The sequence below is a fragment of the Halomonas elongata genome (assembly GCF_029081005.1).
GTDB classification, from domain to species: Bacteria; Pseudomonadota; Gammaproteobacteria; order Pseudomonadales; family Halomonadaceae; genus Halomonas; species Halomonas elongata_B.
Window position 1 is genome coordinate 1 of the sequence record NZ_JAJQTQ010000001.1, and the last position, 25,283, is coordinate 25,283.

Here is a 25,283-nt window from a genome sequence, read left to right on the forward strand (position 1 = left end):
TCGGCACTCACGAAGCCATCATCGGCTTCGGCAATGGTCAGCGTCGGCGCATCGGTACCGTCATCGCCTCCGGGACTAGAGGCATCCACCGTCACCGCGCCCAGCTCACCGTTGTCGCTGGTATTGCCGGCTTCGTCGGTCTGACGGGCGAGTACGTCGCCCGTGGCATAATCACCCTCCGGCACGGTGAAGCTGCTGCCACTACCGACCGTCCAGGAGCTGCCACCATCGGTGGAATACTCCCAGGTGGCACCGTCTTCCAGGTTCCCTACATTCACGGTGCCATCGCTGGTGATACCGTCACCATCCGTACCGGTATCGTTGGCGAGCACGAGAACCGGTGCCTCGGGAGCGATGGTATCGGTATATTCCACTACAGCGGGATCGCTTTCGTTACCTGCCGCGTCCGTGGCGGTAGCACTGACCTCACCACTCGGCTGAGCACCATCCGAGGTCGCTTCGAAGCTGCCGTCATCTCCCGCCACGACCTCGCCGGTCGTGCCATCCGGGAAGGCCACCGTCACGGTACTGCCAGCCTCGGATTCACCGCTGGCCGTGACCGTTCCGTCGTCATTGGCGACGACGTTCAGCGTCGGGGCCTCGGGGGCGATAGTATCGGCATATTCCGCTACAGCGGGGTCGCTTTCGTTACCTGCCGCGTCCGTGGCGGTGGCGCTGACCTCACCGCTGGACTGAGAGGCCTCGGATGTCGTCTCGAAACTGCCGTCTTCCCCGACCTCGACGTCAGTGGTAGTGCCGTCCGGGAAGGTGACCGTCACGTTGCTGCCAGGCTCTGCTTCGCCGGATGCCGTCACCGTGCCGTCATCATTGGCGGAAAGCGTCAGTGTCGGCATTTCCGGCGCAGTAGTATCCGGCGCGGTGACCGATGTCGGGTCGGATTCGTTGCCCGCACCGTCGGTCAAGGCCACATCCAGGTTTTCGCCATTGCTCTGCGGCTCGTCCAGTTCGAACTCGAAGCTACCATCGTCATTGACGGTGCCGTCGCCAACCACTTCCCCGTCAGGGCCTGTCACGGTCACCGTAGTGCCGGGTTCCCCTCTCCCCTCGATCACTCGGCCTTCGCCACCGAGTGAAACATCGACAGGAGGCTCGGGCGGCGTCTCGTCCGGCCTACCACCTCCACCACTGCCGCCGCCACCAGCGGCGGCGGCCAGGCCAATGGCACCGGCACCACCCAGGATGGCGATCGGCACGAAACTACCACCGCCGCCGCCACCCTCATCCACGGGTTCGGCGCCCATCATCTCGAAGCCCGCCATTTCTCCCTGGGGCACATACTGTGCCTGGACCAGGCCATCCGCACCGGCAGAAGATAACGAGACTTTCAGGAGCTCGCCCTCTTCATCGACCAGATAGAGTTCGTTTTGCACAGGGGTTTGCCCAGACGCCTGCCCGTCGCCAGTTTCACCAGTGTTGGCGTAAAAGTCCGAAAGTTTGAACGTCCGCCCATCCACGGTTTCGATGACAAGATCATTCCCTTCTCTTGTCATCGTCAAAACTTCTTCCGGCGTGAGTTGGATCGCCACCTTCCTCGGGGACGTCAGCACGAGTTCATCTTGAGCGTCCCAACCAGAAAACTGGGAAACCTCGTCATTCAAACTTGAAGTCTTGACAATCATGTCTACACCCCCTGCAAAAATCCCGTGCCACTGGGGTGACACTGGGAAAGCCGCAACCCATGAGATACCGAGAACATGGCAAGCATCACGCACAACACACTATTTTATATGTTAACTTTTGTGTATCGCGCCACGTCATGTCTTATATAGAAGCCGTCGACCCCCTCCTTCCTTGCATCAGCCTAAAGGCTATCCCCTCCATTCCTTTTAAAACTAGCCCTAAATCACCAATACTCAAAAAATTAAAAGTTACTGAATGTAAGCATCAACAAAATACCAAAAAACAACACCTTAAGACCACCTAAAAACTTAATTATAATTAACCAAAAATATTCAGGATTTGTATTTATAAAAAAACGATGACATATCCATTTTTATTCTCAAGACAAAGGCTGGACACTTATCCATATCATGTGATCAGAATGGAAAGGCTCGCGTGACCGATACTAAATAACAGAACGATATACCCTAGTACCGTTCTCGAATCGGCTGACGATGACCGCGCATCGGGAACCAAGACACGTAATGAAAAAAGCCGGCGTGGGGAACGCCGGCCTTGCGGAAAACGGAAGTCAGGTGACCCGATCATGGCTGGGGAGCGAGTTTATCCTGCGTCTTGTGCTCGAAATCGCTGGCATCGTGGCGCTCGTGAAGCTGCAGCTCAGGCTCGCCGAAGGTTCGGTTGACCATACGGCCCCGCTGAACCGCCGGACGAGCATCGATCTCCCGCGCCCAGCGCACCACATGCTCGTAGGTGTGGACCTGCAGGAACTCGGCCGCCTCATAGAGACGGCCCAGCACCAGCTGACCATACCAGGCCCAATTGGCCATGTCGGCGATGCTGTACTCGTCGCCCGCCAGGTAGCGATGCTCCGCCAGGTGGCGATCGAGAACATCGAGCTGACGCTTGGTCTCCATGGCATAGCGGTCGATGGGGTACTCGAGCTTCACCGGCGCATAGGCGTAAAAGTGACCGAAGCCGCCGCCCAGGAAAGGCGCGCTGCCCATCTGCCAGAATAGCCAGTTGAGCGCCTCGGTTCGGGCCTTGAAGTCCGCCGGCAGGAACGCACCGAACTTCTCGGCCAGGTAGAGCAGGATCGCGCCCGACTCGAAGACCCGGGTCGGTTCTTCGGTACCGTGATCCATCAGCGCCGGAATCTTGGAGTTCGGGTTCACCTCGACGAACCCGCTGCCGAACTGATCGCCGTCGCCGATCTTGATCGGCCAGGCATCGTATTCCGCGCCTTCGTGGCCCTGCGCCAGCAGCTCCTCGAACATCACCGTGACCTTGACGCCATTGGGAGTGGCCAGCGAATAAAGCTGGAAGGGATGCTGGCCGACCGGCAGCTCTTTATCGTGGGTCGGCCCGGCGATGGGGCGATTGATGCTGGCGAACTGACCACCGCTCTCCTGGCGCCAGGTCCAGACCTTCGGCGGGGTGTACTCGGTATCTTGGCTCATGGGAATTCCTGTACGAGTGCGTTGCGGGCGCGACGATGCGTTCGGTCCACATCGCCGATCACCTCTGACAGGGAAAAGATAGCCTGTTAAAGGTTACCTTTCGACCCCTCGACACAAACAACGCCCACTCACTCATCGCATCCTCGGCGGCAGAGGATCGGGCCCTCGAAAAGACAGCCCGTACATGCCAGTCAGGACTTGCAAGCCGAACCGGTATCCGCGCTTCTCGGCTCGCCGATACGCTCTCCCTCGCTGCGGCCGATCAGCGCGGTGCCGACCAGATCGCCCGTCACGTTGAGCGCCGTGCAACCCATGCCGACCAGGGCATCGATGGCGGTGAGCAGTGCCACGGCCTGGATGGGCAATCCCACCTGGGAGAACACCGTGGCGATCATCACGATGCCGGCACCGGGCACCCCGGCGGTGCCCACCGAGATCAGCGTGCCGACCACCACGATCTGCAGCATGCTCGCAAAGTCCAGCGGCGCGCCTGCCACGTTGGCAGCGAACACCGCCGAGATGGCAATGCGGATCGCCGCACCATCCATGTTGAGGGTCGCGCCCAGCGGCAGACTGAAGCCATAGAGGCCACGCGACAGGCCAAGACGGCGAGCGGCGTCCAGCGTCAGCGGCAGAGTCCCGGAACTGCTCTGAGTGGCGAAGGCCGTCGCCATGGGCGTGCGTGCTTCGCGGAAGAAGGCTCGCACCGGCACGCCGAAGCCCTTCAACAGACCGATATAGACCAGCAAGTGCACGCCCAGTGCCACATAGAGCACCACGACCATGTCGCCGAGCGACAGCAGGGTGCCGATGCCCTGCTCGGCGACGGTCCCGGTAACGATGGCGAACACCCCGACCGGCACGACGTGCAGGATGCCGCCCATCACCTTGAGGGTCACGGCATTGAGCGCCTCGATCAGGCCGGCCAGTCGCTCGCCCAGTTCACCGTGCGTCTCGGACTGGCGCAGCCGGGCCACCGCGAGGCCGAATACCATGGCAGTGAAGATGATCCCGAGCAGATCCTGCCCGGCGAAGGCGCCGACGATGTTGGTCGGCACGATGCCGAGCACCACCGAGAGGATGCCGGGGTTCTCGGGCACCGACACCGAGGCGGCCCCTTCCAGCGACATCCCCTCCCCCGGCGACAGCAGACTGGCGACCGTCAGCCCGACGATGATCGCCAGTCCCGAGGTCACCAGATAGTAGAGGAACACCTTGCGGCCGATCCGCCCCAGGCTCCCGGCTCGGCCCTGATTGATGCCGGCCATCAGGGTGAACAGCACGATGGGCAGGATGATGAATTTCAGAAGCCGCATCAGCAGCTCGCCCAGCGGCGCCAGCGCCTCGCCGACAGCCGGCCCGCCGACCAGGCCGACCACGGCGCCCAGCACCAGGGCAATCGTGACCCGCAGGATCAGCGAGGCATCGCGATAGCCGCGCCACAGGGATGTCAAAGGCGTGGACATGGGGTCTCCTCAAAATGAACAGGCGCCGCGAACCATAGGCCCGCGGCGCCTTTCATGCAACGGATGCGCTCACCTCACAGGTCGACCTCGACCCGTCCATTCATGGGAACCGCGCAGCAGGTCAGCACATGGTCCTCGCCCGGGTTGACCAGCGGCCTGCGCGTATAATGCACGTCTCCAGAAAGCAGTCGTGTGGCACAAGTACCGCACTTGCCCGAGCGGCAGTTGTGGGAGGGGCTCAGACCGGCCGCCTCGGCGGTTTCCAGCAACGTGCCACTCTGCTCGGTCCATTCAGCCTGGGTCCCGGAATGGACGAAGGAAACCGTGGCACGCGTCGGCAGCACCACGGCCGAGGCCACCTCTTCAGGCTCATCGAGCTCGCCCGCACCGAAGAATTCATGGTGGATATGAGAACGATCGACCCCCACGTCGCGCAATCCCTTGTAAAGCGCTCGCATGAAGCCTTCGGGGCCGCACAGGTAAAACTGGTAACCGCCGAAGGGAAGCAGTTCAGCGAGAACCTCCATGCTCAGCCGCGCCTCGGTATCGTGCGTGTCGCCCAGCCTATCTCCCGCCCCCGGGGCCGAAAAGGCAGTGAAGAGATGCAGCCAGTCATGCTCGCGAGCGAGGGTCTCCAGATCGCCGCGAAACGCCCGGCTGGCGCTGTTCCGGGTGGCATGAATGAAATACACCTCGCGCCGAGGCGCACCGTTGCCCACCGCAGCCACTAGCCCATCGAGCATGGCCATCATCGGCGTGATGCCGACACCGCCGGAGAGCATGACGATAGGCTGAGTGCTGTCGTCCAGGACAAAATCGCCCGCGGGTGAGCCGATCTCGATGACATCCCCCTTGGCGAACCGGTCGTGCAATCGCCGGGATACCAGGCCGCCTTCTTCCCGCTTGATGGACAAGCGATAATCGCGCCCATTCGGACCCTGGGAGATCGTGTAGCTGCGCAGGATCGGACCGTCCTCGCCCCACAGCCGGAGCGGCAGGAACTGACCCGCAATATGCGGTTCGAGCGGCCCTCCGTCCGCAGGAGTCAGATAGAAGGAAGTAATGTCGTCGCTTTCCTGCTGTTTCGATGCGACCTGAAAACGGCGATATCCGTCGTTCTTGAGAGCAGCCAACTGCGCTTCATCCCAGGTGCCGGTATCCTCGAGCGCGGGCCACGGCTCGGCAAGTGGGGCGGTTACCGGCAAGGTGTCGGTCGCATGCTGGACCTCTTCCGGCACCACATCGACGATGCGTTCGGCCCCTTTGAAAGCGCTGGTGCGCCCCGGGCTCCAGTCGATGGTGGCTCGGCCGGTCAGCACGACCGCTTCACCGCTGACAAAGTCCGCGATGAAGAGCCCTACGCGACCATCGCTTTCGATGTTGCCAAGCGTGTTGAAGAAACGATTGCCGGAGAAATCCGGGAAGGAAAGCGAGCCGTCCTCGTTGATGCCGAGAAACCCCGGCCGCCCACCTCGGTGCGACGCGTCGAGTCCGGCGCTTCCCCCCTCGAGCGGACCGGCAGTACGGGACGCGATAAAGAAAGTATCGGCGGATTCGACGATGCGCCGAACCGCCGGGTCGTCCATGTTGCTGCACCGACTGGTGGCTACCGAGGGCTCGTCCCCGGCAGAGTCCATGGAGCGGACCTGAATGTATTGCGGGCAGTTCCCGAAGCTCTGGTCGACCGCGATGGTCATGGCGTCATCCGAGGCCTGTCGTACCCGGCCATTCAACCGATTGCGGCGCCGGTTGGACAGATTGACCCCCACGATACCCACGCTCGCTCCGGGCCCCCACTCCAGATTCAGCTCGTCCGATAGAATCGGGACACGTTGCAATGCCAGCGTATCCGGTGAGGGGGACGTCGAGTAGCCAGGCGGGCCGAAGACGGGAACGCACCAGGGACGCCCCGCCGAATCGAGCAGCCCGAGAAACAGCATCGGCAGGCTCTCGAAGAAATCGCGATGCTGCTGCGGCATCTCCGAACGCACGAAACCTTCCACCTTCTCGAGCCAGTCGCCGGGCACCTCGGCACGCGCCTGCACGGCTCGCTCGCCGGCATGAAAGACTGGACCGTCCTGTGCCATGACAGCGTTCCTCTCGATCAGCTGGTTTCGGGAAGAGGCGTACGCGCCATGCCGACAAAGCCCGGCTGCGCCTCGATTCGTGTCAGCCACGCCCGAATCGACGGGTAAGCATCGAGACCGACACCGCCCTCGGGCGCATGGGCGATGTAGCTGTAGCCGGCCACATCGGCGATCGTGATCGTTGATCCGGTCAGGAAATCGCGGCTTTCCAGAATCGGTTCCATGATCGCAAGCAACCGGTGCGACGCCGCCTTGGTCCCCTCGTGATCCAGTGGCGCATCAAAGACCGTCACCAATCGTGCCGCGCAGGGGCCATGAGCGATCTCGCCGGCGGCCACCGACAACCAGCGCTGCACTTCGGCGGCGGTCTCGGGATGTTCGGGCAGCCAGCCATGGCCGGTAGGGTAGGATTTCACCAGATAGATCAGAATGGCGTTGGAATCCGACAACGTCACGCCATTGTCATCAATGGCGGGGACCTGCCCGAAAGGACTGATAGCAAGAAACTCGGGCGTCTTGTGTTCGCCGTTCGGGACATCGAGATCGATCGGCTCATAGGGCAGATCAAGCAGCGCCATCATGAGTTCGACGCGATGGCAATGGCCGGATTTCGGGTGCCGATACAGCTTGATCGGGGTGGCGTGAGTCGGGAAATGCGAATTCATGCTTGAGCTCCTGTGTACGGGGGCTGAACACTCTCGCTTGACACGGAGAGCTGTCATCGAGGGTAAGGTGTTCCAGAAACACGCAGAAGATGGCAAAGTTGGAATCCTGGCTTCCATTTTACGGAAGCCCTGTTCCTTATCCGCGATTCCCTGGTGGTCCATGCCCGACAGACTCAAGACCATGGCCATGCTCGTCCGAGTCATCGACGAGGGCAGTATCACGGCCGGCGCCCGAGCCCTGGGAATGCCCACCGCAACCGTGAGCCGCCGAATTTCCGAGCTGGAAGCCGGCCTGAACGCCGAACTGGTCATGCGCTCGCCCAGGGGGCTGACCTTGACCGAGGCAGGAACGGCTTACGTGGCGGCTTGCCGACGCATTCTGGAAGAGGTCAACGAAGCCGAACGGAGCGCTTCGGGCGAATTTTCATCGCCACGCGGCACCCTGACCCTGACGGCACCGATCGTCTTCGGGCGCCTGCATGTGCTGCCGGTCGTCACGGCGTTTCTGCAATGCCATCCCGACGTCAATGTTCGGCTGCAACTCGTCGACCGCCTGGTGAGCCTCGGTGAAGAGCATATCGACATGGCCGTCCGTATCGGCCCACTACCGGATAGCGGCCTGATCGCCCGCCAGGTCGGTGAAATACGTCAGGTGGTCTGTGCCAGTCGCGCCTACCTCGACGAACACGGCAGACCCGACACGCCGCACGAGCTCAAGGACGCCTCTTGCATCACCCACGATCAATTTCTGGCCGATCAAGACTGGCATTTCGAAGCGGAGGGAACGTCTCTGCGGATTCCTGTTCATCCGCGCCTGTCAGTGAACACGGCCGAAGCGGCTCTGGATGCAGCGGAGGCGGGTATCGGCTTCACCCGCGTGCTCTCCTATCAGGCCGCGCCCGGAATCCAGGCCGGCCGCCTGGAAACAGTGCTGGAGGCGTGGGAACCAGCGCCCTGGCCGATTCATCTAGTTTACGAACGCCGGATGCTGATCCCGCAGAAGTTGCGAGCCTTCATCGACTTCGCCGTGCCCTGCATCGAGCACCGCGCCGCATCAATGTGGCGCACGCCATGACGGTGCCACTGGCGTAGACGGTGATTCGCTACGTACAGCGCGCCCAGACTGCTGTGATTGAAAACAGTCTCCAGCAGATTAGGACAGCGTCACCCACCGAGCGGCCATGACGTCGATGTTCTTCACGATCCGACGGACACAGCATCGCGATACAGACGCGTCAGCCGCACGTCCAGGGTGAGAGAAAGCGACGTCAGCGCCGCGGCCTTCTCGCGCCCCTCGGCGCTGGCGCGGTGCAGGTGCGGGGTCATGGCCAACAGGTCGGCGATGGGCTCGGCGCCCTCGAGCTCGATGGTATAGCGCAGCGTCTCGCCGGGCCGCCGCGTGAACCCCTCGGGCACAGCATCGTCGCCCTCACGTGACGGCCTCAGGGAAGGATAGATAATCTCGCGCAGCTCACGCAGGTGATCGGGACCAGCCTCGACCATCAGCAGCTCGCCGCCCGGCTTCAGCACACGCGCGAACTCCGAGTAGACGGGAAAGCCGAACAGGCACAACACGCGATCCAGGCTGTTTGCCTGTACCGGCAGGTGGGCGTTGGTGCCCACCACCCAAGTGGCGGCCTTCTGGCGCTTGGCGGCGGCGAGCACCGCCCACTTGGAGATATCCACGCCCAGCAAGGCCAGCGTCGACGCCCCGCCCTTCCCTTCGGCGGCCTCGGCCAGTTCGCGCAGATAGTAGCCTTCGCCGCAGCCGGCATCGAGGCAGCTCAGCGTGCCGCCGGCGGGCGCCTCGGCCAGCACGGAGCGGCTCACCGCCTCGGCGATGGGCCGATAGTGGCCGGCCTCGAGGAAGCGCCGCCGCGCCGCCACCATCGCCTTGCTGTCGCCGGGATCGCGAGAGCGCTTGTTCTGCACCGGCAGCAGGTGCACATAGCCCTGGCGGGCGATATCGAAGCTGTGCCCGGCCGCACAGCGCCAGGCGCCGTCATGTCGCTGAAGCGGGTCGCCATCCAGCGGGCAGGCGAGCGCCTCGAATGGTGTGGTGCTCATGGGGCGGCCATCCCCTTCCGTTCCTGCATTCGTTCCGCGATTCATGACGCTCTCATGCCGCTGCTGTGTTCATGGCCGAACCAACGGGCCACGCCCGAGGCCGCACCGTGGAACGACATTATACATCGGCGGCCAGCCGCCCGACGGCGGCGATGGTCTCGTCGCGCTGCTCCCCGGTCGCACTGGGCATCAAGGTATAGGCGACGGCGATCACCGCGCCGCGGTCGCCCGGCCAGCCGATGCCGATATCGCTGGCGTTGCCCTCGCCGTTGGTGCCGGTCTTCTCGCCGACCAACCACGACGACGGCATGCCGGCGCGCAGCCGGGCGTCGCCGACCTTGCCCTCGATCATCCAGGACGCGAGCTGGTGCCGCGAAGACGGCGTCAGGGCATCGCCGAGCATCAGGGTGCGTAGTGTCGACATCATGGCCAGCGGGGTCGTGGTGTCGCGCTCGTCCCCTTCGTGATCGTGAGTGTTCAGGTCGGGCTCGACGCGGTCCATCCGGGTGGTGTCGTCGCCGATGGAACGCAGAAAGGCGGTGACCGTCTCGGGACCGCCGACGCTCTCGATCAGCGCGTTCGCCGCCGCGTTGTCGCTCCAGGCCACCGCCGCCTGGCACAACTCGGCGATGGTCAGGCCGGGCTCGCCCAGCCGCTTCTCGGTGATCGGCGTCCAGCCAACGAGATCGCCCTCCTCGATCACGATGCGGCGATCCAGCGTCTCGCTGCCCTCGTCCACTCGGGCCAGAACCGCCGCGGCGATGAAGAACTTGCCGGTGCTGTTGAACAGGAACCGCTCATTGCCGCGATGGCTCGCTACCGCACCGGTGGCGACGTTCATCAGCGCCACGCCCACGCGGTCGTCATCCGAGCGCTCCAGTTCCGCCAACCGCTGATCGAGGTTGGAAGTGGCGGCGGAAGCGGTTGAGGTCGAGGTGGCGGCGAACGCCGGCTGGCCCGCGGCGAGCATGGCACCGGCGGCGGTCATGGTCCCGAGGACCTGGCGGCGTGAGAGGTTAGGCATGGGAGGCTCCTGAACAAGATAAGCAGAATCGGATCAAGCAGAGTAGCCGGGAGGGAACGCCGGCGCAAAAAAGAACCCGCCGTATGTACTGCACCCCGAAGGTTGGATTGGGTGTCCAACTTTCGGGGTGCAGTTCACTGATGGCGGGCTCTGAGAGGTCTGATACGTACTTCGCGGTTCGTACCTATTCGGCCTGCGCCTTCTTGGAGGGAATGAAGTGCAACACGCCCACAACGACCGAGCCCACCAAAAAGCCAATCAACGCAGAGCACAGCGTATTGAAGCTCCAGCCCAGCATGCCACCCAGGCCACCGGTTGCCTCGCCGATGCCCTGCTCGACATGGTGTACCCACGCATAGGGCGCGTTGAACCAGCCCGTGCCATCGGCCCCCAGGTTGACCAGTAGGATATGCCCACCCACCCAGAGCATGGCGACGGTACCCACGACCGAGATGGCCGTTAGCACCTTGGGCATGGCAGTCACCAGGCTTCGGCCCAGCTTCTTCATTCCCGAACTATCCCGCTGGGCGAGCTTCAGGCCGAGATCATCCATCCTGATCAACAGGGCCACCACGCCATACACCAGAATGGTGATGAAAAACGCGACCACCACCAGGCTCGCCAGCTGTGACCAGAATCCCTGATGGGAGACGGCGGAAAGCGCAATCACCATGATCTCGGCGGACAGAATCAGGTCGGTCCGAATGGCACCACTGACGATCTTTTTCTCGGCCTCCGGCCCCTTTTCTACCGACGGCTTTTCGTCATCATGCCTGCCGGAGAGCTTGTGCCAGACCTTCTCCGCGCCCTCAAAGGCCAGGTAGGTTCCCCCCACCATCAGGATGATCGGCAATAGCGCGGGCAAGAAGTGATTCAGCAGCAAGGCCACCGGCAGGATAAAAATCAGCTTGTTACGGATCGACCCCATCGCGATCTTCTTCACGAGCGAGAGTTCTCGCTCCGCCGTCACTCCCTGCAAGTACTGCGGGGTCACCGCCGCATCATCGACCACCACCCCGACCGCCTTCGCCGTCGCACGCCCAGCGGCGGCACTCACATCATCCAGTGATGCTGCGGACAACTTCGCCAACGCGGCGATGTCATCCAGTAGTCCTATCAAGCCGCCGATCATGGAAGCCTCCTGCATCAATAAAAGGTAAAGATAGTAAAGCACACGACTGCCGCCGAGGAGGATTACCACTTTTGCCCCAAGGGCACCGCCGACAATTTCTCACCGGCGGTTTCATCATCAAGGCACCTGAGTAATTGCGCTAGCCAGTATCAGCAGGGGCCTGGCTCCCACTCAATCGTGGCGAGCGGTCATGAAGTCGAAGGTTTCGACGGCACGCTTTAGGTCGAACGCCGCGCGCCGCACACGCGCCTTTGCGCATGACGGGCTTCGCCGGGGGTCTCAGGGACGTTAATACCGCATGGCCTGGCGTTAGGGAAGAAAGTTCATAATGTGCGGTGGAAGGTGGGTGTGGCAGGTAGTAAATATCGATGCTGGAAACTCAACACCAGGCGAAATCTCACGTTTTTGGCACGCAGAAACACCAAAGCCCGCCGAAGCGGGCTTTGGTGCTCGAAGCCTTGTGGCTCGAAAGCGCAGACTAACCCAGAGGTTAGGCAGCCTGGACGCTTGAAGCCTGAAGGCCTTTCTTGCCCTGAGTCACGTCAAACGAGACTTGTTGACCATCCTGCAGGGATTTAAAGCCGTCAGCTTGAATTTCGGAGAAATGGACGAATAGATCGTCACCACCATCGGCGGGAGAAATGAAGCCAAAACCTTTAGCGTCGTTAAACCACTTAACTGTACCAGTTGCCATGTTCGAATTCCTTAGCGCGAAAGCGCTTTTACTACGATTGCCGGGTACTACCCCAGATGAAGTGGGAAAAACAAGGGGATATAACCAGACTACCGAATGATTCGAGTACAACTGACATATGCGACTTGCTAACCAACTGAATGCATCGTGTCATGTTAGCCATGGGATAGTCAATGGGGTTATCGCTATAAAGCCCCACGAGGCGATATGGCATGTTACAGCCTTGGATAACCTGGAGGCAGCAATCACTCACTCAACCATCGCGGGCAGCTTCCTACTCATCATATTCACAATCGAGAGTTCACGCTCCGCTGCCCCCTGCAAGTATACGGCGTCACCGCCGTATCATCGACCACTACCCCAGCCGCCTTCACCGTCGTGAAGTGCCCCCTCCATAGCTGCACAGGTTATAGTGCAGTCATCAGGAAGACAGGATGAGCGGCGACAACCCCATCAAACGATGGACCGCGAAACGCAAGGCGCGCCGTGGTCATGGACATCTTCAAGGGCAAGACCACGACGGCTGAAGTGGCTCGCCAGTACGATCTCACTGTCTCTGAGGTCGAGGGCTGGATCGATGAGGCCCAGCGCAGCATGGAAAACGGGCTCAAGGCCCGCCCCAAGGATATCCGTGAGCAGTATGAGTCCGAGCTCCGAGAGACCAAGGAGGCACTGGGCGAGGCTCATCTGCAGATCTATGCACTAAAAAAATTCAAGCGCCTGCTCGACGAGGACGAGAACTCGTAAGGTCGCTGCAGGCGCAACTGGCCGAGGAAGGCCATGTGGTATCGCTCGTCAAGCTCTGCCACTGGCTGGGGTTCCCCCGGCGCAGCCTGTATTACCGGCCCAAGTCGCGGAAGCGGGTCATCAATGCCGACTTGGCGGTGCGGGTGAAACTGGCCCTGGAGCGGTTCCCCACCTATGGCTATCGCCGCCTGGCGTGCGTCCTGGGAGAGAACCGCAAGCCGATCCAGCGCATCCTGCAAATGAAAGGCTGGCAGGTGCGCAAGCGGCCACAAGGCTTCCGACCGCGTGCCAGGAGCTTACCGTCAGTCACGTCACGGCCTGATGAACGCTGGGCGACGGATCTCACCCACGTGTGGTGTGGAAAGGATCGGCGAGCCAGCCTGGCGGTGATCATCGACTGCTGCACACGAGAGATTCTTGGTTGGCGATTATCGGACAATGGCAGCAGCAAGACAGCGGAGGCCGCGCAGGAGGAAGCACTGATCTATCGGCTGGGAGCGCTGGGACGTGTTCAGCAACCGTTGGCCCTTCGGTCAGATAACGGGCTCGTTTTCAGCAGTCGCCACTACACCGGCACGGTGAAGGCCTATGGCCTCACGCAGGAGTTCACGACGCCGTATACCCCGGAACAGAACGGGCTTGTTGAGCGCTTTTTCCGGTCCTTGAAGGAAGAGTGCATCTGGCTCCATCGCTTCGAGTCGCTGGGCCAAGCCAGGATCGTGATCGATCGCTGGATTCGGTACTACAACGAAGAACGGCCACATCAGTCTCTGGACTATGTGACACCCCGAGCACACCCTGCATTAGCTGCGTAGGGTGTGCAGAAACCAGGGGGTCACTACATTGGCGGGTTTTTTTCAGCTTTATGTAGGAAATAACTTACAAGCCATCACTCCCACTCGATGGTAGCAGGCGGCTTGCTGCTGACGTCGTAGGTGACGCGGGAGACACCGGAGAGCTCGTTGATGATGCGGTTGGAGACGGTTTCCAGCAGCTCGTAGGGCAGGTGCGCCCAGCGGGCGGTCATGAAGTCGATGGTCTCCACGGCACGCAGGGCGATGACCCATTCGTAGCGGCGGCCGTCACCGACCACGCCAACCGACTTGACCGGCAGGAAGACGGCGAAGGCCTGGCTGGTCTTGTGGTACCAGTCGGCCTTGTGCAGTTCCTCGATGAAGATGGCGTCGGCCTCGCGCAGGATGTCGGCGTATTCCTTCTTCACCTCGCCGAGGATGCGCACCCCGAGGCCCGGCCCCGGGAAGGGGTGGCGATAGACCATGTCGTAGGGCAGGCCGAGTTCGACGCCGAGCTTGCGCACCTCGTCCTTGAACAGCTCGCGCAGGGGCTCGACGAGCTGGAGCTTCATGGTCTCGGGCAGGCCGCCCACGTTGTGGTGGGACTTGATGACGTGCGCCTTGCCGGTCTTGGCGGCGGCGGATTCGATCACGTCCGGGTAGATGGTGCCCTGGGCGAGGAATTCCACCCCCTCGATCTTGGCCGCCTCGGCATCGAAGACGTCGATGAAGGTATTGCCGATGATCTTGCGCTTGGCCTCGGGGTCGTGCACGTCTTCGAGGCGCGACAGGAACTGCTCCTCGGCGTCGACGCGGATCACCCGCACGCCCTTGTGGCTGGCGAAGGTCTTCATCACCTGGTCGCCTTCATCCTTGCGCAGCAGGCCGTTGTCGACGAACACGCAGGTCAGCTGGTCGCCGATGGCCTTGTGCAGCAGCGCGGCCACTACCGAGGAGTCGACACCACCGGACAGGCCCAGCAGCACATGACGATCGCCCACCTGTTCGCGCACCCGGGCGACCTGGTCCTCGATGATCTGCGCCGGTGTCCACCAGCGTTCCGCCTGGCAGATGCCCAGCACGAAGTGTTCGAGGATGCGCTGGCCCTGCAGGGTATGCGTCACCTCGGGGTGGAATTGAACGCCGTAGAAGCGCTTCTCTTCCCAGGCCATGGCGGCGATCGGGCAGCTCTCGGTGGAGGCAATCACGCTGAAGGCGTCCGGTACCCGGGCGACCTTGTCACCATGGCTCATCCACACATCGAGCAGGCGCTTGCCGCTCTCGGCCTCGATGTGGTCGGCGATGTCCTCGAACAGGGCGTTCTCACCGTCCAGGCGGATCTGCGCATAGCCGAATTCACGCTTCTGCGAGCCTTCCACGCCACCGCCGAGCTGCTCGGCCATGGTCTGCATGCCGTAGCAGATGCCGAGCACCGGCAGGCCCATCTCGAAGACGCACTGCGGCGCACGGGGAGAATCGAGCTCGGTGACGGACTCCGGCCCCCCGGCGAGAATGATGCCGTTGGGGTTGTAGTCGCGAATCTCGTCTTCGGTGATATCGAAGGCGCGGATCTCGGAATAGACCCCGATGTCGCGGACCCGACGGGCGATCAGTTGGGTGTACTGGGAGCCGAAATCGAGGATCAGGATCTTGTGGGCGTGAATGTCGGTCATCGGGTGCTCTCTAAATAAGCAACGGCGCTTCATCAGCGCCGCTGAACAACGGTGTCCCTCGAACGGGGCGATTCGCTCGAGAATCTTTCGAGCAACACTCAGGCGAGGCGAATCGTGGCGAGACAGCGGAGTTTACATGCCGGTAAATGAGCACGTTGAGCCACGATTCAACACTGCCTGAGCGAGCGCAGATGATTCTTACCCTGCCCGGTAGTTGGGGGCTTCCTTGGTGATCTGCACGTCATGGACGTGGGATTCGTTGAAGCCGGCGCCAGTGATCTTCACGAACTCCGGCTTGGTGCGCATCTCCTCGATGTCGCGGCAGCCGGTGTAGCCCATGGAGGCCCGCAGCCCGCCCATCATCTGGTGCACGATGGCACCCATCACGCCCTTGTAGGGTACGCGGCCTTCGATGCCTTCCGGCACGAGCTTCTCGACGCCTTCGCTCTTGTCCTGGAAGTAACGGTCGCTGGAGCCCTGGGTCTGCGACATCGCGCCCATGGAGCCCATGCCGCGATAGGCCTTGTAGGTCCGGCCCTGGTAGAGCTCGACCTCGCCCGGGGCTTCCTCGGTGCCGGCCAGCAGGCCACCTACCATCACGCAGCTGGCACCGGCGGCCACGGCCTTGGCCAGGTCGCCCGAGAAGCGCACGCCGCCATCGGCGATCAGCGGCACGTCATAGGGCTTGAGTGCCTCGGCCACGTTGGAAACGGCGGTGATCTGCGGCACGCCGACGCCGGCCACCACGCGAGTGGTGCAGATCGAGCCCGGGCCGATGCCTACCTTGACGCCGTCGGCGCCCGCCTCGGCCAGCGCCTTCGCCGCCTCCGCCGTGGCGATGTTGCCGCCGACCACCTGAATCTGCGGATAGTGTTCCTTCACCCAGGCCACCCGGTCGATCACGCCCCTGGAGTGGCCATGGGCCGTATCGACGATGACCGCATCGACACCGGCCTCGGCCAGTGCGGCAATACGATCCGGCGTCTCGGGGCCGGTGCCCACGGCGGCGCCGACCAGCAGGCGACCGTCGCTGTCCTTGGCGGCGTAGGGGAAGGTGCGCGCCTTTTCGATGTCCTGGAAGGTGATCAGGCCACGCAGCCGGAAGTCGTCATCCACCGCCAGCATCTTCTCGACGCGGTGCTCCTGCATCTTGCCCTTGATGACGGACAGCTCGGTGCCTTCGGCCACGGTGACCAGCTTCTCGCGGGGCGTCATGATATCGGCCACGCTGTCGCCGTGATTGGGCTGGAAGCGCATATCGCGCTCGGTGACGATGCCGACCAGGGTTTCTCCCTCCACCACCGGGAAGCCCGAGAAGCCGTATTCCTTGGCCATGGCCAGCAGGTCGGCCAGCTTGGCCTTGGGTCCGACGGTCACTGGATCCTTGACGATCACGCTCTCGTGTTTCTTGACCTTGCGCACCTCGGCGGCCTGCTGCGCGATGGACATGCTCTTGTGGATGATCCCGATACCGCCTTCCTGCGCCATGGCGATGGCCAGGCGGGCTTCGGTCACGGTGTCCATGGCGGCGGAAACGAGCGGGATATTCAGGAAGAGGTTGCGAGTCAGGCGAGTCCTGAGGCTGACGTCCTTGGGCAAGACATCGGAGTAGCCGGGTAGGAGTAATACGTCATCGAACGTAAGAGCTTCTTGGGCCATACGTAACATAGTCGGCAACACCCAGTGAGCTGTGGAGGAGGGAGTGAAGTTAATCCACCATTATAACGCGGGCCACCGAATTCGGGCAATGTGAGTCGCGACCGGCGCTGCTGGGCAGCCCCATGTCGCTCGAGCGGGACAAGGCCGGTATACTTAGCCCCCTCACGACTCTCGTCGTTCCGTCGGGTCGGCAACACTACAGGAGCCTCCTTGCCCCCCATCATCGCTTCCCTGCTTCGCTTCCTGCCCACCCTGGCACTGGGGCTGGCCGGCGGTGCGGCGGCCTTCGCCGTGAACCTGCCGCTGCCCTGGCTGCTCGGCGCCATGATCGCCACCACCGTGGCGAGCCTTTGCGGCGCGCGTCTGCGTTCTCCGGGACGCGGCCGCAAGGGCGTGCTGGTAGTGATCGGGGTGATGCTGGGCTCGGCCTTCACCCCGCAGATGTCCGGCGACCTGGGGCTGTGGAGCCTGAGCCTGGCGGTGATGCTGGTGGCCACGGCGGCGATGATGGCCTTCTCGGTGTGGTTCTCGCAGCGCATCGCCGGCCACTCGCGGGAGACCGCGCTGTATGCCGGGGTGCCGGGCGGCGTCTCCACGATCACGGTGATGGCGATGGCCTCCGGCGCCGACCTGCGAGTGGTGGGCATGACCCATGCGGTGCGCATCCTGGTGCTGCTGGTGGCGATACCACCGGTGCTCCAGGCGATCGGCCACGTCGACCTGGCCGGCGCCACACCGGATCCGTCGCGCTGGCTGTGGCTGCCCGGCCCGGTGGATGCAGCCTGGCTCGTTGCCGCAGGGCTCGGTGGCCTGTGGCTGGCACGCCTGCTGCGCCTGCCCAACGCCCTGCTGTTCGGCCCGGCGCTGATCTCGGCGGCCCTGCACCTGACTGGCATCACCCACGCCGCGGTGCCACCGACGCTGCTTGCCTTGGCCCAGGTGCTGATCGGCGTCTCGGTGGGCGTGCGCTTCGCCGGCACCTCGCTGGCCCGGGTGGGCCACGCCCTGGTCATGGCCGCCGCCCAGGCACTGGTACTGCTGGCGATTGCCGTGCTCGCCGCCTGGTTCGGCCATCTGCTGACCGGTTATTCGGCCGCCGCGGCACTGCTCGCCTACATGCCCGGCGGCGCCCCCGAACTGAGTCTGGTGGCGCTGACGCTGGGCATCGACCCGGCCTTCGTGACCACCCACCACCTGCTGCGCATCAGCGTGCTGGTGTTGATCCTGCCGGCGCTGCTGCGCCGACTGGTGCCCAACGGGCGGCCGCCTCGGCACTGAAGGAGTTGATTCGGGAGACGATCTGATACCGCCACATGACTACCCGGCGTTTTCCATGAGGAAGCGTTTCAAACGCGGGAAGATATCTTCGTGGATCCGGTTGCCCATGAACACGTCCTGGTGGCCGTAGTCCTCGAAGATCGCCAGTTGGTGGCGCCCCGGTACCACTTCCTCCAGGGCCCGGTGGCAATGAAGGTTGCTGTCGGTGAAGACCCGGTTGGCGTCGCCGGTCATGAACAGGCAGGGCGTCTCGATGGCTTCCGCCCCGGCGATATAGTCGTCGGGCAGGTTGGCGTAGCGGGGATCGTCGGGCTTCATGCGCACCGTGCGGTGGCCGCGCCCCAGCATCTTCAGCACGTGCTTGTGGTAGTTGAGCCCCACCGGGCCATAGAGATCGCCGCCCCGGCGGTGGGTGATCTCGGCGAGGTTCTCGTGGCGGTAGAGCGCCGGCCAGCCGGTGCCCCACATCAGCGACAGCATGTGGCAGGCGGGCACGTCGCACTCGCGATGGAACAGCGACACTAGCTTCGACAGCAGCTTGCCGATGGTCAACCGCGGATCTTCGCTCCAGCGCGGACTGACATAGGGCTGCTGGAGGATGCGCTCGATGATGAAGGGGAAGACGAGTCCCTTGATCCGCGACCAGGTGGGCACGTGCGGCGTCAGCGCCACGCTGTTGGCGATGCACGAGCGGATGCCGGTGACGGTGCCGGCGAACAGCGCCATGGTGAAGCTCATGGCCCCCAGGCAGTGGCAGATGACGTGGAGGTTGACGTCGTCGCCGGACACCTCGCGGACCTTGGCCACGGCCGCGGGATGGTCGAAGAGCGCGCAATCGTCCATCGACCAGTCGCTGGGCTGGAGGTTGTAGGCATGGCGGTTGCTCATGCGGAAGTCCAGGGTCCAGACATCGGTGAAGCCGGCATCCAGCAGGCAGGAGACCAGGTTGTCGTGCTCGGGCTGGATGAACATGTCCGAGGAGGTGGTCAGGCCATGGATGATCATTACCACGTCACGGCACGGCGCCCGGCAGAAGCGCAGCAACGACAGCCCCAGGCCATCCTCGGTGGTGAAGTGATGAGTGCTGGTCTCGGCGTTCTGAACGCCTTCCAGGGTGTAGAGCGGTATCTCCCGACTCATGGTGCCCTCCTTGATCGGTATGTCGCGGCCCCCCTGACTTGGTGCTTCTTGCGCAACCAGGCCAGAAAGATGAGCTTTTCCGGCGACAAGCCTGCGCGAGGGCGCTGTGACCCCCTCCTTGGGCGCTACCTTTGCCCTGCGGCGCTTTAACATCCTGCGCCGCTTGCAGGGCCTGGGTTGGCCATCCATGGCCAACCCGCTCGGCGGGAAGAACATCCACCGGATGTTCTTCTCCTTCCGCCTCGCCCATGGCAAAGGACCCTCGCTCCGCCTTGTCCCCGGAGCCCATCATCACCGGGCTTAGGGGAACGAGCTCTTAATCGAGGATCTCGGCCATGGCCCGCTCGGCCAGGGCAGCGATGGTGCGAGAGGGATTGAGCCCCAGGGCCCGGGGCACGATGGCGCCGTCCAGCACGTGCAGGCCCGGGTAGCCGAACACCTCGCCCTTGTGATCCACCACGCCGTCCTCGGCGCTGGTGCCCATGTTGCAGCCGCCCAGCGGGTGCGGGGTCAGCAGGTAGTCGAACAATGACCAGGAGGGCGGCTCCAGCGCCAGCCCGCCGGTAGCCGAGGAGAGGCGCTTGTGGCGCTCGATAAGCGCCTGGACGACGGGCCGCGAGCGGCGCACGTCGTAGTCGAGTTCGAGCGCCAGGTCGCGATCGAACCAGCCACGCTCCAGACGCATCACCCCGTCACTGACGTCCACGCCCTGGCCGAACCAGGGCATCAGGTGGGCATGGGCGTCGCGACCACGCAGCAAGCCGTCGAGCAGCAGCCGCCAGCCTTCGAAGAGCCGCTCGCCGTTGACGTGGCGTTCGAGGGCGGCGCGCAGGGCGTTGCCGACCATGTCGGGAAAGCCACCGTCCTCGACGAAATAGCGCGCACCGCCATCCATGCCGTCCAGATAGTCGATGGCGCAGGTGATGGTCGGCCCCCGGGTCGGCGAGACCTCGCGTTCGGCGTAGAGCGCCGGGGTCAGGAAGTCGCCGTTGGCGCACCAGCCATGGCCGAGCCGGGGAGACAGCGCCGGCAGCGTGCGGTACTGGTCGCGACAGCGCAGCAGCAGCTCGGTGGAGCCCAGCGAGCCCGCGGCCACGACCACCCGGCGGGCGCTTTCGCTGGCCTCGTCGCCGCCGTCCAGGCGCCGGTAGCGCACGCGGTAGCCGTCTCCTTCCGGCTCGATGGCGAATACCTGGCACAACGGCCGAATCTCGGCGCCGCGGTCCTCGGCCCGTGCCAGATAGTTGAGGTCCAGGGTGTTGCGGGCCCCCACCGGACAGCCCAGGTCGCACTCGCCACAATGCACGCAGGTCCCCTGGGCGCGGCCGGCGACATTGGTCTCGGAACGGCTGTGGCGCGGATCGAGGGGATCATCAAGGCCGTAGTGCCAGGCGTTGTCGAAGCGTACCGCCAGCGGCAGATCACGGAAGCGATCGGCGGCGTCGGTGGCCTCGGCGGCCTCGTGCATCAGTCGATGGCGCGCGGTGCGCTGGCCCTCGGGCAGGGTCTGGACTTCGAGCATGCGACCGGCGGTGGCGTAGTGCGGCGCCAGCGCCTCGGCATCGATCTGCTCGGGCCAGCCATGATCGAAGACGAAGCGCTCGGCCTCGACGAAGACGTTGGCGTAGATCAGCGAGCCGCCACCGACGCCCGCGCCCTGGGCCACGCCGACCCCGGGAAAGAGCCGCAGGTCTAGCCAGCCATGGTGGCGCTGCGGGTCCTGCGCATCGAAGACCCAGTCGTCGTCGGGGCCACGGGGAAGGTCCTCGGTGCTCCAGCGCCGACCACGCTCGAGCACCAAGACCCGCTCGCCGGCCTCGGCCATCCGGCAGGCCGAGACCGCGCCGCCAAAGCCGGAGCCGATGACGATGGCATCGAAGCTCGCGCTCATGGCCGACCTCCCCGGGCCAGGGGGGCATAGAGGTTCCAGAGTTCACCGAAGAAGAAGCCGCCGAAGGTGGCCAGGGTGCGGGCGTCACCGTCGCCGGTGACACGCAGCGTCGAGAGCAGCGCCGTCAACTGGGGCACGCCGAGCTCGAGAATACCGGCGCCGACCACCTCGCCGTCGGCGTCCTCGCCCCGGTGCAATCGGGTATAGAGGGTGGTGGTGTCACGCCACAGATCGGGCCCCGGATCGTCGAACACTCGTTTCTCCCCGGCCAGGTAGTAGGCAGTGCCATCGACCGTGAACCCCAGCTCATAGACCATGCGCCGGCCCGTGCCGTCGCCCCCGGCCGGCGAGAACAGCCGGAAGGCGCCGTCGGGCGCCACCAGATCGACGCCGAGCGGCGGAAAGTCGAGTCGTCCGCTCAGCCGCCCCGAATGCTCGGGGTCGGCCAGGAAGGCCGCCAGGTCGTCGATGGCCACCCCGGCATGCATGGCCAGCCGGGTGCCGTCCCGGCGTCCTGCCTCGGCGCCGACGGCCGGATCGGTCTCGCCCAGGGCGAAGCCGCCCAGCATAGTTTCCTCGAAGACAATGCCCGCCGTCATGGCCATCCTCCGTCAGTCCCAGGGCGCCAGTGGCAGGTCGTTGGCCTGCACCGGCCGGCCCTCGGAATCGGTGACCTTCACCGGTTCGCCCCGGTCGTCAAGCACCCGCACGCGCAACCGATGACGGGCCTTGTCGAGTTCGAGCCGGCAGAAGTTGTCCTCCTGGCTGAACCCCCAGGCGCGGTAATGCATCACCGGCCCGCGGCGATCATTCTCCCCGCCATCCAGGGGAAAGCCATCGTACTGCTCGTCCTCTCGGGAATCGTGCACGAAGCCGTTGGGATCGCCATCGGCGAACGGGAAAGGCCAGTAGAGCGCCGACGAGGTGACGTCATAGGCGACCAGGTCACTCTCCCCCTGCTCGTGCTCGAAGCTGAGCCGGGCGATATTGGCACAGTGCACATCGCCGCTCAGGAAGACCACGTTCTGGATCCTGTTATCGAAGATGTGCTGGAGGATCGCCAGACGGGTACGCGGATAGGCCGGCCAGGCGTCGCTGGCCTCGCGCTTTTCGAGATTGGCCTCCAGGCGCTGCCTCTCGGGCTCGTCACGGAGCTCGTTGCCGAGGCGTTCGTCGATGGGGCTGGGAGCGAAGACGCTGGCGGTGACCAGGAACTTGGGCACGTTGCCGTGCTCGCGCTGCTGCTCGCTCAGCCACTCGAGCAGCCGGTCGAGCTGACTGAAATGCTTGGGATCGGCATCGAGGCTGGGGCGGCCCAGCAGGTGATTGTCGTGGAGGCCCGCCCGCTGGCGATGGCGCTGGGTGCGGGTATCGACCACGAAGAACGGATAGCCGGCGCAGGTGAAGCGATAATAGAGCCGCCGGCCGAAATTGCGCGGGCCATGGCTCCACTGATAGCTCATGTAGGCGCCGATGGCGATGTTGAAGAGGTGGTGATTGTCGCGCAGCCGGTCCTGGCTCCAGTTGTCCTCGATCTCGTGGTCGTCGAGGATCATGTAGACCGGCGAGCGACGCAGCAGGCGACGCATGTTGGGAGCGCCGAAAGCCTCATGGTAGCGCGACTGCATTTCCTCGAAGGTGTCGGCCCGGCCGAGCGGCAGGTGGCGGTTGAATTTGTCGGCATAGATCTGGTCGCCCATCAACAATGTGAAGCGCGCCGGCCGTCGCCCGCCCTGTCGCTGAAACTGCGCCGCCATGGGCGCGAAGATGCGGTCTGCCTCCTTGATCTTCCACAACAGGCCCGGGTAGCGGCAGGAGCCGATCAGGAAGCTCAGCTCGTCCGCCGGACCGGCATCGGGATCGGGGAAGGTCCGGAAACGTGCCTCGCAGTCCGCCGAGTCGAAGCCCTCGAGCAGCTCCCCCATGGTGGCGAGCGGCGGCAGGCGTTCGGCCAGATCAGCATCGGCCAGGGATTCGGCATCCGGCAGCGGATCGTCCACGGTGAGCGTCGCCAGGCGCACCCGATACTCGGTGTCCGGTTCCAACGGAAAGAGGCCGGGACCATCCTCGCCGCCAAGGCTCGTCTCCTGGCCGAGCACGAAGGTGCCGGTACGGTCGAACTCGCGATGCAGGCGGAAATAGTAGCCCCAGGGCCGGCCCGCCTCGTCGGTTCGCAGCCGGCCTCGCTCGTCGACGACCCCCAACAGCCCTACCGTGCGCATCTCCGCACCGAGATGGGCGCCTTCGTCCCGGGGCGCGCAGCCACGGATCCAGAGCCGGCAACGATCATGGGAGGTATGCCCGACGATGGGCCCGAGCTGAGGCGCACGCAGTCCCGACATGATGGGCCTCCTCCGTTTGCATGATGTTCGGGGGGATGCGCCGGCATGACGATGGCGCCCCTGGATAAGCGTAGTCGCGCCTCATGCAATCACGCTACAGTACGGAGCGCCGCACACCCCCGACGAGGATGCCCCATGCCCAGCGCCGACGACACTGCCCTTTCCGTCAGCGAGCTCAACCGCGACGCTCGCCAGCTTCTCGAGAGCGGGATCGGCGAGGTCTGGGTGGAGGCCGAGCTTTCCGGTGTCTCGCGGCCGGCCTCGGGGCATGTCTACTTCACGCTCAAGGACGAACGCGCCCAGTTGCGCTGTGCACTGTTCCGCAATCGCGCACGTTTCGTGACCGCGCCGATGCGCGATGGCGACCGGGTCAAGGTGCGCGGCCGGGTATCACTGTTCGAACCTCGCGGCGACTTCCAGCTCATCGCCGAGGCCGTGCAACCAGCCGGCGAAGGGGAACTCCTGGCGGCCTTCGAGCGGCTCAAGGCCAAGCTGGACGCCGAGGGCGTGTTCACCAATGCCCGCGCCCTGCCCTTTCCGCCTCGGCACCTGCTGGTACTCACCTCGCCCACCGGCGCGGCGATTCGCGATGTGCTCGCGGTGCTTGCCGCACGCTGGCCAATGTCTCAGGTCACGCTGATTCCGGTGCCGGTCCAGGGCCGGGAGGCGGCCCCGGCACTTATCGCCGCACTCGGGCTGCTCAACCGCCAGTCGACCCTGGAGCCGGAACGCGATGCCATCCTGGTCACTCGAGGAGGCGGTAGCCTCGAGGATCTCTGGGCCTTCAACGATGAGCACCTGGCCCGGGCCATTTTCCACTCTCGTCTGCCGGTCATGTCGGCGGTGGGTCATGAAGTCGACGTCACCCTGGCGGATTTCGCCGCCGACAGTCGTGCGCCCACCCCATCGGCGGCCGCCGAACGATTGGTACCGGATGCCGCCGCCCTGCGCCAGCGTCTGGTCCAGCTCGAGGAACGCCTGACACGCTCGCAGCGGGCTCGCCTGGACACCCAGGGCCAGCGGCTCGACCACTTGAGGGCCAGACTGCGACACCCGGGTGAAGTGCTCGCCTACCGCCGACGCCAGCTCGAACAGCTGCAAGGCCGGCTGCGTCGTGCCATGAACGCTCGACTGGCCGAACGACGGGAGGGGGAGCGCCATCTTCGACAACGCCTGACGCTGCGTTCGCCGCAATGGCAGGTGGAGCAGGCCGAACAGCGCCTGACGCTGGCCGCCCGGCGACTGCGTCGGAGCATGCCCCGCTCGCTGGCCCGTCACCGCGAACGCCTTGCCGCCGTGTCGCGGGAACTCCAGGCGGTCAGCCCCCTGGCGATACTGGGCCGCGGCTACTCGATTCTCGAGACGTCCGAAGGGCACGTGGTCAAGCGTGCCGACGATACTCGCCCAGGCGAACGGCTGGCGGCCAGGCTAGGTGAGGGACATCTGACACTCGAGGTGCTGTCCCCCGTCACCGATCCCTCGGCGCCCGACCACAACTGATAACAAATATTATTTACATTTCT

Annotated in this window: 20 protein-coding genes; 5 read left to right on the forward strand and 15 right to left on the reverse strand. The window is 64.1% G+C overall.

What is annotated here, in order from left to right; genetic code table 11:
- The 5 genes from LU493_RS00005 to LU493_RS00025 form a co-directional block, all read right to left on the reverse strand.
- Positions 1–1,640: Ig-like domain-containing protein (locus LU493_RS00005; RefSeq protein ID WP_428994504.1), on the reverse strand; the 1,640-nt coding region annotated here is incomplete at its 3' end.
- 585 nt (positions 1,641–2,225) lie between these two features.
- Positions 2,226–3,101 (reverse strand): glutathione-dependent disulfide-bond oxidoreductase, encoded by an 876-nt coding sequence (gene yghU, locus LU493_RS00010; protein ID WP_275285722.1) that lies wholly within the window; start codon positions 3,099–3,101, stop codon positions 2,226–2,228.
- 191 nt (positions 3,102–3,292) lie between these two features.
- Positions 3,293–4,567: a dicarboxylate/amino acid:cation symporter gene (locus tag LU493_RS00015; RefSeq protein WP_275285723.1), complete on the reverse strand. Its 1,275-nt coding sequence runs from the start codon at positions 4,565–4,567 to the stop codon at positions 3,293–3,295.
- A 74-nt stretch (positions 4,568–4,641) separates the two neighbouring features.
- Positions 4,642–6,654, reverse strand: a complete 2,013-nt coding sequence (locus tag LU493_RS00020) for a pyridoxamine 5'-phosphate oxidase family protein (RefSeq protein WP_275285724.1) — start codon at positions 6,652–6,654, stop codon at positions 4,642–4,644.
- Between the two features lie 17 nt (positions 6,655–6,671).
- Positions 6,672–7,502: a glutathione S-transferase family protein gene (locus LU493_RS00025; protein ID WP_275285725.1), complete on the reverse strand. Its 831-nt coding sequence runs from the start codon at positions 7,500–7,502 to the stop codon at positions 6,672–6,674.
- On the opposite strand from LU493_RS00025, the gene LU493_RS00030 reads away from it, so the two are divergent.
- Positions 7,480–8,394 (forward strand): LysR family transcriptional regulator, encoded by a 915-nt coding sequence (locus LU493_RS00030; RefSeq protein WP_275285726.1) that lies wholly within the window; start codon positions 7,480–7,482, stop codon positions 8,392–8,394. The two genes, LU493_RS00025 and LU493_RS00030, sit on opposite strands and share 23 nt — an antisense overlap.
- 122 nt (positions 8,395–8,516) lie before the next feature.
- Here the strand turns inward: LU493_RS00030 and LU493_RS00035 are convergent, their stop codons facing one another.
- The 4 genes from LU493_RS00035 to LU493_RS00050 all read right to left on the reverse strand — a co-directional run bounded on the left by LU493_RS00035 (position 8,517) and on the right by LU493_RS00050 (position 12,236).
- Positions 8,517–9,386 (reverse strand): putative RNA methyltransferase, encoded by an 870-nt coding sequence (locus LU493_RS00035; protein WP_275285727.1) that lies wholly within the window; start codon positions 9,384–9,386, stop codon positions 8,517–8,519.
- A 118-nt stretch (positions 9,387–9,504) separates the two neighbouring features.
- A complete protein-coding gene (gene bla, locus LU493_RS00040) occupies positions 9,505–10,410 on the reverse strand; it encodes a class A beta-lactamase (RefSeq protein ID WP_275285728.1) in 906 nt (301 codons plus the stop codon).
- A 184-nt stretch (positions 10,411–10,594) separates the two neighbouring features.
- Complete coding sequence (locus tag LU493_RS00045) at positions 10,595–11,542, reverse strand: DUF808 domain-containing protein (RefSeq protein ID WP_275285729.1); 948 nt, start codon at positions 11,540–11,542, stop codon at positions 10,595–10,597.
- A 490-nt stretch (positions 11,543–12,032) separates the two neighbouring features.
- Complete coding sequence (locus LU493_RS00050) at positions 12,033–12,236, reverse strand: cold-shock protein (RefSeq protein ID WP_275285730.1); 204 nt, start codon at positions 12,234–12,236, stop codon at positions 12,033–12,035.
- Between the two features lie 492 nt (positions 12,237–12,728).
- Here LU493_RS00050 and LU493_RS00055 point away from each other — a divergent pair, with 492 nt between their 5' ends.
- Together LU493_RS00055 and LU493_RS00060 are read left to right on the forward strand one after the other, a co-directional pair.
- A complete protein-coding gene (locus LU493_RS00055; RefSeq protein ID WP_275285731.1) occupies positions 12,729–12,983 on the forward strand; it encodes a transposase in 255 nt (84 codons plus the stop codon).
- A 5-nt stretch (positions 12,984–12,988) separates the two neighbouring features.
- A complete protein-coding gene (locus LU493_RS00060) occupies positions 12,989–13,798 on the forward strand; it encodes an IS3 family transposase (protein WP_275286010.1) in 810 nt (269 codons plus the stop codon).
- A 74-nt stretch (positions 13,799–13,872) separates the two neighbouring features.
- Here the strand turns inward: LU493_RS00060 and guaA are convergent, their stop codons facing one another.
- Together guaA and guaB are read right to left on the reverse strand one after the other, a co-directional pair.
- Positions 13,873–15,450: a glutamine-hydrolyzing GMP synthase gene (gene guaA, locus LU493_RS00065; protein ID WP_275285732.1), complete on the reverse strand. Its 1,578-nt coding sequence runs from the start codon at positions 15,448–15,450 to the stop codon at positions 13,873–13,875.
- Positions 15,451–15,648: 198 nt separating this feature from the next.
- Complete coding sequence (gene guaB / locus LU493_RS00070) at positions 15,649–17,118, reverse strand: IMP dehydrogenase (RefSeq protein ID WP_275285733.1); 1,470 nt, start codon at positions 17,116–17,118, stop codon at positions 15,649–15,651.
- Between the two features lie 201 nt (positions 17,119–17,319).
- Here guaB and LU493_RS00075 point away from each other — a divergent pair, with 201 nt between their 5' ends.
- Complete coding sequence (locus tag LU493_RS00075) at positions 17,320–18,387, forward strand: AbrB family transcriptional regulator (protein ID WP_275285734.1); 1,068 nt, start codon at positions 17,320–17,322, stop codon at positions 18,385–18,387.
- Positions 18,388–18,426: 39 nt separating this feature from the next.
- On the opposite strand, the gene LU493_RS00080 is transcribed toward LU493_RS00075, so the two are convergent.
- The 4 genes from LU493_RS00080 to LU493_RS00095 all read right to left on the reverse strand — a co-directional run bounded on the left by LU493_RS00080 (position 18,427) and on the right by LU493_RS00095 (position 23,760).
- Entirely contained in the window at positions 18,427–19,527 is a 1,101-nt protein-coding gene (locus LU493_RS00080) for an alpha/beta fold hydrolase (RefSeq protein ID WP_275285735.1), read from the reverse strand.
- Positions 19,528–19,843: 316 nt separating this feature from the next.
- The gene (locus tag LU493_RS00085) at positions 19,844–21,418 is read right to left on the reverse strand and encodes a GMC oxidoreductase (protein WP_275285736.1); all 1,575 of its coding nucleotides are present in this window, start codon (positions 21,416–21,418) and stop codon (positions 19,844–19,846) included.
- Complete coding sequence (locus LU493_RS00090) at positions 21,415–22,017, reverse strand: hypothetical protein (RefSeq protein WP_275285737.1); 603 nt, start codon at positions 22,015–22,017, stop codon at positions 21,415–21,417. Before LU493_RS00090 ends, LU493_RS00085 begins: the two co-directional genes overlap by 4 nt.
- Before the next feature lie 12 nt (positions 22,018–22,029).
- Positions 22,030–23,760, reverse strand: coding sequence for an alkaline phosphatase D family protein (locus tag LU493_RS00095; protein ID WP_275285738.1), 1,731 nt, complete (start codon positions 23,758–23,760; stop codon positions 22,030–22,032).
- Between the two features lie 135 nt (positions 23,761–23,895).
- On the opposite strand from LU493_RS00095, the gene xseA reads away from it, so the two are divergent.
- On the forward strand, positions 23,896–25,260 hold the full coding sequence (gene xseA / locus LU493_RS00100) for an exodeoxyribonuclease VII large subunit (RefSeq protein WP_275285739.1): 1,365 nt from the start codon (positions 23,896–23,898) through the stop codon (positions 25,258–25,260).
- The last annotated feature ends 23 nt before the right edge of the window (positions 25,261–25,283 follow it).